This window comes from Polaribacter litorisediminis (assembly GCF_019968605.1).
Taxonomy (GTDB): domain Bacteria; phylum Bacteroidota; class Bacteroidia; order Flavobacteriales; family Flavobacteriaceae; genus Polaribacter; species Polaribacter litorisediminis.
This window is the reverse complement of the sequence record NZ_CP082966.1, coordinates 501,117-514,505: the sequence shown is the minus strand read 5'-3', so window position 1 is coordinate 514,505 and position 13,389 is coordinate 501,117. Positions and strand designations below refer to the sequence as shown.

General features: G+C 30.8%; 9 protein-coding genes and 3 tRNA genes. 5 read left to right on the top strand and 7 right to left on the bottom strand.

The window, feature by feature from the left end; all coding sequences use genetic code 11:
• Nucleotides 1-130 precede the first annotated feature (130 nt).
• The 3 genes from K8354_RS02205 to K8354_RS02195 are packed head-to-tail and all read left to right on the top strand — an operon-like array spanning nt 131 to nt 3,939.
• Entirely contained in the window at nt 131-643 is a 513-nt protein-coding gene (locus K8354_RS02205; protein ID WP_223445071.1) for an RNA polymerase sigma factor, read from the top strand.
• 50 nt (nt 644-693) lie between these two features.
• Nucleotides 694-1,626 (top strand): FecR family protein, encoded by a 933-nt coding sequence (locus tag K8354_RS02200; protein ID WP_223445070.1) that lies wholly within the window; start codon nt 694-696, stop codon nt 1,624-1,626.
• Nucleotides 1,627-3,939, top strand: a complete 2,313-nt coding sequence (locus K8354_RS02195) for a FecR domain-containing protein (protein ID WP_223445069.1) — start codon at nt 1,627-1,629, stop codon at nt 3,937-3,939.
• A 169-nt stretch (nt 3,940-4,108) separates the two neighbouring features.
• On the opposite strand, the gene K8354_RS02190 is transcribed toward K8354_RS02195, so the two are convergent.
• The 6 genes from K8354_RS02190 to K8354_RS02165 all read right to left on the bottom strand — a co-directional run bounded on the left by K8354_RS02190 (nt 4,109) and on the right by K8354_RS02165 (nt 9,986).
• Complete coding sequence (locus K8354_RS02190; protein WP_223445067.1) at nt 4,109-5,398, bottom strand: sensor histidine kinase; 1,290 nt, start codon at nt 5,396-5,398, stop codon at nt 4,109-4,111.
• A 192-nt stretch (nt 5,399-5,590) separates the two neighbouring features.
• Nucleotides 5,591-6,769 carry an AIR synthase related protein gene (locus tag K8354_RS02185; RefSeq protein ID WP_223445065.1) on the bottom strand — a complete coding sequence of 393 codons (1,179 nt, stop codon included), beginning with the start codon at nt 6,767-6,769 and terminating at the stop codon, nt 5,591-5,593.
• Between the two features lie 725 nt (nt 6,770-7,494).
• Nucleotides 7,495-7,568 (bottom strand) — tRNA-Arg (locus tag K8354_RS02180).
• Nucleotides 7,569-7,597: 29 nt separating this feature from the next.
• Nucleotides 7,598-7,672 (bottom strand) — tRNA-Pro (locus K8354_RS02175).
• Between the two features lie 67 nt (nt 7,673-7,739).
• Nucleotides 7,740-7,823, bottom strand: a tRNA-Ser gene (locus tag K8354_RS02170).
• Between the two features lie 99 nt (nt 7,824-7,922).
• The gene (locus K8354_RS02165) at nt 7,923-9,986 is read right to left on the bottom strand and encodes an HD family phosphohydrolase (RefSeq protein WP_223445064.1); all 2,064 of its coding nucleotides are present in this window, start codon (nt 9,984-9,986) and stop codon (nt 7,923-7,925) included.
• Nucleotides 9,987-10,125: 139 nt separating this feature from the next.
• Between K8354_RS02165 and K8354_RS02160 the strand changes: the two genes are divergently transcribed.
• Together K8354_RS02160 and K8354_RS02155 are read left to right on the top strand one after the other, a co-directional pair.
• On the top strand, nt 10,126-11,301 hold the full coding sequence (locus K8354_RS02160; protein ID WP_223445063.1) for an acetyl-CoA C-acyltransferase: 1,176 nt from the start codon (nt 10,126-10,128) through the stop codon (nt 11,299-11,301).
• Nucleotides 11,302-11,312: 11 nt separating this feature from the next.
• The gene (locus K8354_RS02155; RefSeq protein ID WP_223445062.1) at nt 11,313-12,080 is read left to right on the top strand and encodes a C40 family peptidase; all 768 of its coding nucleotides are present in this window, start codon (nt 11,313-11,315) and stop codon (nt 12,078-12,080) included.
• 55 nt (nt 12,081-12,135) lie between these two features.
• Here K8354_RS02155 and K8354_RS02150 read toward each other — a convergent pair whose 3' ends face one another.
• Complete coding sequence (locus K8354_RS02150) at nt 12,136-13,383, bottom strand: tetratricopeptide repeat protein (protein WP_223445061.1); 1,248 nt, start codon at nt 13,381-13,383, stop codon at nt 12,136-12,138.
• Nucleotides 13,384-13,389: the final 6 nt, after the last annotated feature.

The following is a 13,389-nucleotide window of genomic DNA, read 5'->3' as shown; positions in this document are numbered from 1 at the left end:
TTTTTAATTTTACAAGCCCTTTTTTTACGACTCTTCAAATACTATACAACCTCAAATAAAAATACCCTACCTTTATTAAGAAGGTTTTTTTGTTACTTTTGAAATCTCTCGTAAAACTCCCCGATTTAGAATGATAAAAGAATTAAAAAATATTTGCAAGCCTACTGTATTTGAGGAAGTCTTTAATAGTTACTGTAAAGATGTGAAGCGTTTTATTTTTTTTAAAACAAAAGATACAAGCCTCACAGAAGATATTGTTCAAGATGCTTTCGTAAAACTTTGGGAAGAATGCAAAAATGCTTCATATGATACTGTTAAGAGCTTCTTATTTACCATAGCAAATAATTTATTTTTAAATATTGTAAAACATAACAAGGTTATCGATAAACATCAAAAAGGATACACACATGAGCATAGTAACGAGACTCCAGAATTTATTTTTCTTGAAAATGAGTTTTATGAGAAATTAGAAAATGCTGTGGCAAATTTATCTGAAAAACAGCGCGAAGTATTTTTATTGAGCAGAATTGAGAAAAAGAAGTATAAAGAAATCGCAACGCAACTAAATATTTCTGTAAAAGCTGTTGAAAAAAGAATGCATACTGCTTTAAAATCTTTAAAAGAAAAAATTGAACTTATTTAAAGGTAGGGTTTTTAAATGTTCAGTTGTATTATTAATACTAAAACAAAACAATGGCAAAAAAAATTACTTATAATGATACTTATTTAGCAAAATGGATTGCTGGTGAAATTAAAGATAGCGAATTAAAAAAACTCATCTCTGATGATGACTTTAAAGCCTATAAAGAATTACAAGCTGGTGTTGAAGTTTTTGAGTATTTAGAAGCTTCTACAGCACCAACATTTTCTAAAATAAAGGATAAAATAGAGGTTCAAAAACAACCTACAAAAAAACCTGTAAAAATTAGATTTTTATTTGCCAAAAGTATGCTTGCTATGGCAGCTGCTATCGCTCTGTTTTTTAGTATTAGCACTTTTTTAGATTTTAGAGATGTTAGCTTTGAGTCTGATTTTGGTGAAATGAAAACCATTGCACTTTTAGATGAATCTGAAGTAATTTTAAATGCAAAATCTACCGTTTCTTACAATAAAAAAGAATGGAAAAACAAGAGGAATGTTCTGTTAACTGGTGAAGCTTTTTTTAAAGTGAAAAAAGGGAGCACATTTAATGTAATTACAGATCATGGAACTGTTTCTGTGTTGGGAACACAATTTAATGTAAACACCCAAAAAGATTTTTTTGAAGTAATTTGTTATGAAGGTCGGGTAAAAGTTGTTCATAAAAATAATGAATATATTTTAACGCCATCTAAGTCTGTAAGGATTGTAAATGATATTAAAACGGAAGAAACCTTGGCTTTGTCTGCCAAAAAACCAAATTGGATTCTAGGAGAAAGTAATTTTAGAAGTGTTCCTTTAAAAATAGTTATCAATGCTTTAGAAAAACAATTTAACATAAAAATTAATAGTAATTCCATCGATGAGTCCATCGTTTTTACGGGTTCTTTTAATCATAAAGACATAGACATTGCACTTGCGGCAGTCTTTAAAACAGCGAATATTACATATCAAATTAAAAATAACACTATTACTTTATCCAAATAAATGAGGAATCTAATTCTTTTTATCTGTATTGCTTTTAATAGCTTTTCTTATGCGCAAAAAAAATTAGAAAAAGTAGTTTTATTGGATAGTATACCAGTTTCTGAAGCTTTTAGAGTACTTGAAAAAGAATTTGATGTAAAAATATCTTATGCGGATAAAATTGTTGAAGGAAAAATTATTTTTTTAGACAAAAAAAGTCAACTTAAGGAGATCTTAGACCTTCTTTCTGAAAAGTTAAACCTAAATTTTGAGTTTATAAATAATCGATATATTGTTGTTACAGCGAAAGATAACTTTACTTTCTTAAATGAAACCACAGAACTTAGTGAGGTTCTTATTAACAGTTATTTAGCAAAAGGAATTACCAAGAATAAAAATGCTGCTTTTAAAATAAAACCAAAGGAATTAGAAATTTTACCAGGCTTAATAGAAGCAGACGTACTAGAAAGTTTACTTGAACTTCCCGGAGTAATGAGTCCGAATGAAACGGCTACCGGTTTAAATGTTAGAGGGGGTACACCAGATCAGAATCAAATAATTTGGGACGGAATTACCATTTATCATAGTGGTCATTTCTTTGGTATGATTTCTAATTTTAATCCTAATATTACAAACGATGTTGTCTTTTTAAACAAAGGAGTAAACCCCAGATATGGTGAAAGAATTTCGAGTGTCATCAATATTTCTACAAAAAACACGATTGCAAAAAACGTGAACATCGGAGCTGGATTTAACGGAATTAGCGCTGATATTTTTGCTGAAACTCCAATAATTAAAGACAAGTTAAGTGTTTTGGTTTCCTTTAGAAAAACATATCACGAACTTTTTGAGACGAGTTCTTTTGAAAAAATTGAAGATAAAGTATTTCAATCTACAGAAATACATAGCACTGATTATTCTGAAGATATCTTTTATTTTAAGGACCAAACCATCAAACTTAATTATGCGTCCAATAAAAATAATAACTTTTCAGTTAGTTACATTCATATAGATAACGATTTAGAACATTACAATGAAAACCTTAATAATGATGATACCTACCAAGATCTTTTAGACACCGAAAATAATGGTCTAAGTGCTACCTGGAATAAAACTTGGAATTCTAAAATTAAACAAACAACAGCCTTTAGCACATCTGATTTTAGCTTAAATTATAATTTTTTAACCTTTAAAGATGATCAACAAAATTCAGATTTCGATAAACGAAATTTTGTTAAAAACACCGCAATTTCAACTGAAGTAAACGTTGATATGGATTCCAAGAATTCTGCACTTTTCGGGTTTCAATCCGTATTTAAAGATGTGAGATATTCCTTTAAAGAAACAGTAAATAATTTACAATATATTTTAGACGAACAGAGCAATCAATTAAACACGTATTCCTTTTTTACAAATTATAACAATAGAACTTTTTCCTTTTTTGATTTTAATGTGGGGGTTAGAGCAAATTATTATAAAGAGCTCAATGAATTTAGAGTAGAACCAAGAATGATCATTCTGAAAGATATCTATAAAGGGTTAAAACTTCAAGTATCTGCGGATATTAGAAATCAAACGATCCATCAAATTGATGAAACATTAATCAGTAATTTATCCTTAGAAAATAAACTTTGGCGATTGTCTGATGGTGATAATTCTCCGATTATTAATAGTCAGCAAATAACATTCGGTTTGTTATATGATCATCTAGGGTGGAGTTTTGATTTGGATACCTATTTTAAAAGAAATACTGGAATATCTGCTCTTAAACTAGGGTTTTTAAGTGACGACCAAAATCAATATAATATCGGTGACCAAAAAATTTCAGGGATCGATTTTTATTTAAAAAAGGACTTTAAGCAGATAAAAACCTGGATTAGTTATTCGTTTACTGATATTAAAAACAAGTTTCCGACACTCAATAATAATGAATATTTTACGGCAAATAATCAAATACAGCATGCAATTTCATCATCTATAGCCTATAAAACAAGAAAAGTTCAAATTGCTTTTGGATGGAAGTGGCATTCTGGATCTCCTTATACGTTATCGGAAACGAATATTACCAATAATACTGTTTTTCAACAAGGAATTAACACAGGAAGGCTCCCTAATTATAATCGATTTGATTTCTCATCGATTTATCATTTTTCATTTTCAGAAAAAAGTAAACTTCAAGGAAAAATAGGTTTATCTATCCGAAATTTATTAGACCAACGGAATTTAATCACCAGAGAATATTTAGGAAATAACACACCTAATAATCCAATTACTCAAGTAGATAGATTTTCTTTGCGCAGAACTACCAATTTTGTGTTTAGAATTGAGTGGTAAAATACCAAATCAAAACGCTCTTATTTTTTTAGTAATTCATTGGGCTCCTATTCGCATTTAGAAGATCCACAATCTTGACAAGTTAAACATCCCTTTTGACACATTAGTTCGTTAGAATTACAATTTTCGAAGGTTTACGCTTTTTCTTTTATGCCGAATGAAAATTACTTTATATAGCTTCCTGTATGCTCATCGACTCTTTTAAAATGGTAAAATAAAAGGTTGTTCCTATATCTTCTTTACTTTCAACCCAAACAGAACCATGATACGAATGAATAATTTTTTTTACGATAGAAAGCCCAATTCCAGAAGAAGAACTCGTACTTTCTAATTTGGTAAACACTTTAAAAATTTTATCAAAATAATCTGGGTGAATACCGATTCCGTTATCCTTCACGAAAAACTCAAAATATTCATTTTTTTCAGTGAAACCCACTTCAATGATTCCGTTTTCTTTATCATTATACTTAATAGCATTTTGAATTAGATTTTGAAAAACTAGTTTAAACTTTAAAGCATTTCCGTATAAAATTGGTAAGTTTTCTTGAACTTTAATTTTTATATTCGAAGGGATTGAAATTGCTTTTAAAACCTCATCAATCATCGTATTTAAATGAATGGATCTATCCTCTGATTCTAATTTATCGATACTTGAGTATGCTAAAATTCCTTTTATCAATAAATCCATTTTCTCAACATTAAACAAAACCTCTTTTAAAGGATTTAAGAAGTTTTCTCCTAATGCTTCCTTATTATCTTCTATAAACCAATGTACTAATGTATGAATATTGATTAATGGTGCTTTTAAATCATGAGAAACAGCTTGCGCATAATCATTTAATTCTTCATTTTGAATTGATAAATAATTTAATAATTCTTCTTTTTTCTGCTCTTGTTCTTTGATGAATTCTTCATTTTCTTTTCTTTGAATTATATTTACAAGCATATTTGCAAAAACAAAAAGAATATTTTTTTCATTTTCAGAATATTGGTGAATTTTCCTAACCGAATCAAAACCAACAAACCCAATTAATTCACTATTTTTAATCTTTGGTATGGTAATTAAGCTCTTAATTCCTTGAGATTCTAAAATTGCACGTAGCCCAAATTCGCCATCCCTTGGCAAAAGACTTACATCTTCAGCATAAAAAGCTTCTCCATTTTTGTGTGCATTTATCCATTCTGGAATGAAATCATTTAAAGATATGTCTTGTAAATTATCTATTTCGGGCGCAATATCTTTAGCACACCATTCGTATGTATTGCTAGTGGTGTTATTTCTAAAATTATAAGAAAATATATAACTTCTGTCTGCGTCTACAAACTCTCCTATCTGTTTTAAGGATTTTCTAACAAGTTGATCAATATCTGATAAATCTGCATTTATATATTTTGTAGAAATACTTATTAATAAGTCTTGTAAAAGCAATTGTTGCTTAATGATTTCATCTTTTTTCATAGCTTTAAAGGTGTATGATAGAATCTAAAAAGATTCGTGAAATAGTCTAATAATTAATCTGAAAATACTTTGTGAAAAGGTTTATTTTCATTTTGAGTTCATAATTTGTATTCTAAAAACAGAAGATTTTATAAAAAATGTATTTATTATTTTCATAAATCTATTAAAAAAGATGCTATTATTTCTATGAAATTAATATTCAAAAATACCAAACTCACTTTTAATCGTCAATTTCTTTATGTCAGATTCCTCAACACGACCTACAATTTGAGCATTTACATCAAAGGATTTTGAGATGGCAATAATTTCTTCAGCAATTTCAGGTGAAACATAGAGTTCCATTCTATGACCACAATTAAAAACCTGATACATTTCTTTCCAGTCTGTTTTTGACTGCTCTTGTATTAATTTAAATAAAGGCGGAATTGGAAATAGATTTTCTTTTACAATATGTAAATTATCTACAAAATGCAATATTTTAGTTTGCGCGCCACCAGAACAATGAATCATTCCGTGAACAGTTTCAGCATTAAATTTTGATAAAATTTCTTTAATTATTGGTGCATAAGTTCTTGTTGGAGACAATACTAATTTACCAGCATCAATAGGCGAATTTTCAATCTCATCCGTCAATTTTGTATTTCCAGAATAGACCAATTCTTCTGGAACAGCAGCATCAAAACTTTCTGGGTATTTTTCAGCTAAATATTTATGAAAAACATCATGTCGTGCAGAAGTTAATCCGTTAGAACCCATACCGCCGTTATATTCAGTTTCATAAGTTGCTTGCCCAAAAGATTCTAGACCAACAATAACATCACCTGCCTTTATGTTCGCATTATCAATAACTTCAGAACGTTTCATTCTTGCCGTTACGGTAGAATCCACAATAATGGTACGCACTAAATCACCAACATCGGCAGTTTCTCCTCCTGTGGAATGAATAGTAACTCCAAAACCTTTTAAGTCTTCGATTAATTCTTCTGTTCCGTTTATAATTGCTGATAAAACTTCACCAGGAATCTTGCTTTTATTTCGACCGATTGTTGAGGATAACATGATATTATTTGTAGCCCCTACACACAATAAATCATCAATATTCATGATTAAAGCATCTTGTGCAATCCCTTTCCATACAGAAATATCACCTGTTTCTTTCCAATACATATAAGCCAAAGAAGATTTTGTTCCTGCCCCATCTGCATGCATTATTAAACAATAATCATCATCATTTGTTAAATAATCTGGCACAATTTTACAAAATGCCTTTGGGAATAATCCTTTGTCTATATTCTTAATAGCGTTGTGTACATCTTCTTTAGATGCAGAAACACCTCTTTGCGCATATCTCTTCGAAACTTCTTGACTCATAATGTTATATTGTTTGGCAAATTTAGGGTTTTGATTAAAAAAAACCTTAGAAATCTGTATGAATGTTCCCTTCAACAAATGAAATTTTGTTTTAATAAAAGACCTTACAGATTTTAATACCAATGCTGTTTTGGAATTACTGTAAAATAAAAGGATGATTTTTTTTCTTTAAAGAAAATAGAAAAATAAAGCATAGCATTCGTTTGGTTTCTTTTTTATGCGGAAATAAAAAGTAAAAAGGGCGTTTTATTATGATTATTTCAATGCAGAATTGGTATCAGAACCCCTGAAGTCTAGAAAGAAGATAAACTTATTTCTTTTTGTAGAGATTAGTAATTAGTTCCTTATAATTTGCAGCTGATATACTTTTTCCTTGTTAACCATTTCAGCTGCACCAAATTAGTCCTTAAATGCCGTGTAAAATACCTTTAAAAATGATGATTTCCACTGATAGATATAATTGTTTCCAGTTTCATTTCTCAGAACATTTGTACGCGTACTACTATGCACATCTTGTTAATTTTCTAGTTTGTTTTCATTTTTTACAAAACCAATAATATAAGTCGTCTAAAATTATGACTAATTTTTAATTTTTTAAAAGTGGATAGCTTTTTAAAAAGGTTTCGTTTATTCTGAAGTTACTATTAAAAATGATGCAAAGTACCATAAACCCTTACAAAACCTATAGAAAACAAAAAAGCCTCACATTTCTGTGAAGCTTTAAGTGAGCCCTGAAGGATTCGAACCTTCGACCGCCTCCTTAGAAGGGAGGTGCTCTATCCAGCTGAGCTAAGAGCCCGTAGTTTTTATGTTTCTACGAAAACAGTGTCGGGGTGGCAGGATTCGAACCTGCGACCTCCTCGTCCCAAACGAGGCGCGATGACCGGGCTACGCTACACCCCGATGGTGTAAAATAATAGTTTTGCAACTAATTTAAATTAGTGAAACTAGACTAAACAATATAAAATTGCGGAGAGACAGGGACTCGAACCCTGGCGACAGTTACCCGTCGACAGATTAGCAATCTGCTCCATTACCACTCTGGCACCTCTCCGGTTTTGAACTTAGTCGCAGTTGATTAAAATTGCGAGTGCAAATGTACTATTACAATTATAAATTTGCAAGATGTTTTTAACTTTTTTTAGTATTTTTTTTACTCAGGGTATTCCACCCTTAAATGGTAGATATTCATCAATTTTTTCTTAATAACTTTTTTAATCACATCAATTTCTCGAAATGTAATATCAGAATTTAAAAACTGATTGTCTGCCATTTGTTTATTGATAATTTTATCAATTAAACTATTAATAGATTGCGCCGTAGGATTTTTGATGCTTTTTGAGGCAGCTTCGGAAGCATCACACATCATTAAAATAGCAGTTTCTTTAGAAAACGGAATGGGTCCATGATATTGAAAATCTTTGATATTGACCTCTGTATCTATATTTAATTCTTGTTCCTTTCTATAAAAATAATAGGTAGAACTAGTACCATGATGTGTTCTTATAAAATCGATAATCCTATCTGGTAATTTATTTTTTTTAGCGATCTCTACTCCTTTTATAACATGATCTGTAATAATTTTAGAACTATCTCTAGGCGATAAATCGTTGTGAGGATTTACAGAAGTAGCTTGATTTTCTATAAAATACATCGGGTTGACCATTTTACCTATATCATGATATAGCGCCCCTGTTCTTACCAACATAGAATTTGCGCCAATTTCATTGGCTGCCGCTTCTGCTAAATTGGCAACTTGCATAGAGTGCTGGAAGGTTCCTGGTGCTTTTTCGTTGAGTTCTCTTAAAAGCTTTGTATTGGTATTGGATAATTCTAAAAGTGTTACATCAGAAACTAATCCGAAAACTTTTTCATAGATGTAAATTAATATAATGGATAAAAATGAAAGTGCACCATTCCCTGCAAACAGCATAAAATAATCCCCATTTATTTGAGATGCATTGCCTTCTTTAATAATGGAAAACGCAAAATAAGTAATCATATAAATTCCTGTAATTTGCGCAACGGATATAAATAAATTGGCTCTCTTGTAGAGTTCGGATACGGTAAGGATGGTAACAATCCCTGCAATGATATGCAGGTAAATAAACTCGAAACTATTGGGCACAATATACCCTAAAAGCAACACCGTTAAAACATGCGTAAAGAGTCCTAAACGTGCATCAAAAAATGCTTTTATAATTATGGGCAATATGCTTAAAGGAACAATATATAAATAGTCTGAATTGTACTTGATGACCAAAGTTTGAATAAAAATAATTGCAAAAACATTAAAGAAGATAAAAGTAACTTTATTGTTGTTTTCAAAAATCTCAAAACGATATTTATGCAAAAATAGTAATAACATCAATAGGGCTAATGAGACTAAAATTGTGTATCCAAAAACAATCCAATTATAATTAGAATCTGTCCAAACTTTAGATTCAGATTCACTTTTTAATGAATTTAAAATTGCCAATTTTTTACCCTCTACAATACCGCCTTTTAAAATAATTAATTCTCCTTCTGAAACTTTTCCCTTCGTGTAAGATATCCGATTGATATCATTTTCTATGACCTTTTCTGTAAATATTTTATCATAAGTAACATTTGGTTTTATAATGGTTGCTAAAATATTTAAAAGTGATTTTTGCCCCAAAGAATACGGTTCTTTTCCTAAATTATTATTAATAATAGCTAAAACATCTTTAGCGTTTAAAAGACTTTTAAAAGGAACATCTTGCACTTCATTGTCTTTCTTTAAGGCAATAATTTCATTATTATTAGAGATCTTATTTTGACTTACTGCAGACAAAAAACCGGGTTCATATACTTTTTTAATCACACTCTCTCCAACACTTTTAAGCCTAATAATTTCATCAGAAGATAAAGAATCATTCGATTTTAAAAGTCCTATTCTATTTTTAAAAGTTTCGTTTACTTTAGATACCAACTCGGTATCATAAAGAAAATATAGTTTTGCATTCGATCTAATTTCTTTCTTTTCTAAAGAAATTTCTTCGGGAGTTTTTTGAATTGCAAAATCAAAAGTTGCATATAAATTATCATATTTCCAGAGCTGTCCGTTACTAAAATCATATTTAAACTGACCTCCTTTCGGAAATAAATACACAATGGCCACAGTGGTAATTAAAAACAAAATTACCTTATAGATTATGGTATTGTTTTGGTAGATTTTATTTACAAATTCATTCATAAAAAACGTTCTTAAACACACAAACTTACAGTAAAAAATACGAACACCGAAAATTACAATTATAATAAGATTTCTTTTTGATTTAAAATGGTTATTTTAGCACCACAAATCAAAAACAAATCACAGTTAAATATAACGTATGAAGGATGTAGTAATTGTATCGGTGGCAAGAACGCCCATTGGTAGTTTTATGGGAAGTTTATCTAATATACCTGCAACTATTTTAGGAGCTACTGCCATAAAAGGAGCTTTAGAGAAAATTAATTTAGACCCTAATTTAGTTGAAGAAGTTTTTATGGGGAATGTTGTTTCTGCTGGTTTAGGACAAGCGCCTGCAAGACAAGCTGCAATTCATGCCGGAATTCCAGATTCTGTTCCTTGTACAACGGTTAATAAGGTTTGTGCTTCTGGAATGAAATCTATTATGCTTGCGGCGCAAACTATTGCTTTGAATAATGCCAATGTGGTAGTTGCTGGTGGTATGGAAAATATGAGTTCAATTCCGCATTATCAACATGCAAGAAATGGTTCTAAATTTGGACCGATCACTATGGAAGACGGGATGCAAAAAGATGGATTGGTAGATGCATATGACAAAGTTGCCATGGGAGTTTGTGCTGATGAATGTGCTACTGCCTATGAATTTTCTAGAGAAGACCAAGATGCATTTGCAATTCAATCTTACAATAGATCATCAAAAGCTTGGAGCGAAGGAAAATTTGCTGATGAAATTGTACCGGTTTCAATTCCGCAAAGAAGAGGAGAACCTATTATTTTTTCTGAAGACGAAGAATTTAAAAATGTAAAGCTCGAGAAGATTCCTGCTTTACGAGCTGCTTTTACAAAAGACGGAACTGTAACTGCTGCAAACGCATCCACTATAAATGACGGAGGAGCTGCACTCATTTTAATGTCTGCTGAGAAAGCGAAAGAATTAAACCTTACACCGCTTGCAAAAATAGTAAGTTATGCAGATGCTGCGCAAGAACCTAAATGGTTTACCACTGCACCGGCAAAAGCCTTGCCTAAAGCTTTGGCAAAAGCAAATCTTTCTTTAGATGATGTAGATTATTTTGAATTAAATGAAGCCTTTTCTATTGTTGGCTTAGCCAATATGAAGATTTTAGGATTATCCGATAAAAACGTAAATGTAAATGGTGGTGCCGTTTCTTTAGGGCATCCTTTAGGAGTTTCTGGAGCAAGAATTATTATTGCATTAACCTCTATTTTAAAACAAAATGATGCAAAAATTGGTGCTGCAGCAATTTGTAACGGCGGTGGTGGTGCAAGTGCGATGATTATTGAAAGAATTTAATTGACCAAAATTTGTACGGAATTTGTAATTTAAGTATTGTTCCTTTAAGAGCAGCACCAGCAGACAAATCAGAAATGGTGAGTCAAGTATTGTTTGGTGAAAGCTTTACAGTTCTTGAAAAAGAAAAATATTGGAGCAAAATTAAACTATCTTTTGATGGGTATGAAGGCTATATAGACAATAAACAATTTGAAGAAATTTCTGAAGATTTATTTTTAAAAATCGAGACAGAAAATACTGTGTATTCCGCCGAAATTATAGATTTTATAACAAATTCAGCAAACGATTTACTAACCATTCCTTTAGGATCTTGTTTACCTTTTTATACAAATCATGAATTTCAATTAAACTTCAAAAGCTATCAGTATCAAGGAAACGTTTTTTCTGGAAAATTACCTAAAAGTGAACTCATCCAAAAAGCTTTTACTTATTTAAACACGCCATTTTTATGGGGTGGAAAAACTCCTTTTGGCATTGATTGCGCCGGTTTTACCCAAATGGTTTACAAACTATGTGGTTACCAATTATTCCGAGACACCAACCAACAAGCAAGGCAAGGAGAAGTATTGAGTTTTATTGAAGAAAGTGAACCTGGAGATCTGGCTTTTTTTGATAATGATGAAGGCAACATTGTTCATGTAGGAATTATCTTAAAAGACTATCATATTATACACGCATACGGCAAGGTAAGGATTGATTCCTTAGACCATAGTGGTATTTTTAATCATGATTTACAAACCCATACGCATCGATTGAGAGTTATTAAAAAATTGATATAAAAAAACCGAAATCATAAGATTTCGGTTTTTAGTTTTTATGGTATAAATGATTGAATTACATTCCTCTCATCTTTTTATAAATAGGTCTTAAAACTTCTGCTTTTTCGCTATTTCCTGTAAGGTCATAAATATTTAATAAAGACCTAACCGTATCTTCTGTTCTCTTAATTTCATCTGCTTTTTCTAAGTAAGGAAGCGCTTTTAAATACAACGCTTTTTGTTTTTTCTCTAACTCATCATACTTCTTAAAATTAGATAAATTTTGGTTCATTTCTGCAACAATAGCTTGCTCTCCTGATAAAATTGCAACAGATAAGTTCATATACGCATCACCATATTCAGGATCTAATTCAATCGCTTTTTTATAGTAACCAATTGCCTCCTCTGTTTTTTTCTCATTTTGATTTACAACTCCAAGATTAAAAAACAATGTTGGGTTGTTTGGATCTAGCTCAATAGCTTCTTCCATTAATTTTCCAAACATATCCATTTTATCAAGCTTAATATACAATTGAGCTTCGTTTAATATCAAGTTTAAATCTTTAGGACTTGACTTTCTAGCTTCTTGAATGGCTACAATAGCCTCTTCTGTTTTACCTTGTGCTATTAAAATAAAACCGATATTCTTTACAATATCTGCTTGTTTAGATTCCGTTGGACTGTCTACAGGATTGTTATACTGGCCAGTCTTTACCATTAAGTCCCTTTGCGTTATAGAACCTAAATTTTCTTCTTCACCACTCTCTGCGTTGGTAGCCATATATTTCATGGTAATACCCGTATACCCTATTTCTTGAAGTTCTTTATAATACTGCAAAGAAGTATCATATTCTTTTGCTAAAGATGCACTCACGGCAGCATTGTATAAAAACGATGTATCTGTAGGACTTAATTTATATGTTAAATAAAAGTTTTTGGTAGCCTCTTCAAAATCTTTATCAACATTATAAGCCTGAACAGCCTTTTCAGAAACAAACTGAATGAGTTCATTCAATTTAGGAGTCGCTTGGTCTGTATATTTAGATTTTCCGCTTTCCTTTTCTACCTCCATGAGTTTGTTATATGCCTCGGCAGCTTTTTCTACATTCATTTTTCCATAAGCCGAACCTTTTAAAAAGTAGTATTTTGCTATATATTTTTCATCCATAGTAGCCTCCATACTTTCTAGAGGTAACAAGGCTGCTTGTGCCTCTTTGAATAAATCTTTTTTAATAGCTTTTTCTGCTGCTTTTAATTCGTCTTTTTGCGCAAAGGATGCTAATGAAATCAATCCTAAAGAAAGCGCTAATATTTGTTTTTTCATTTTAAT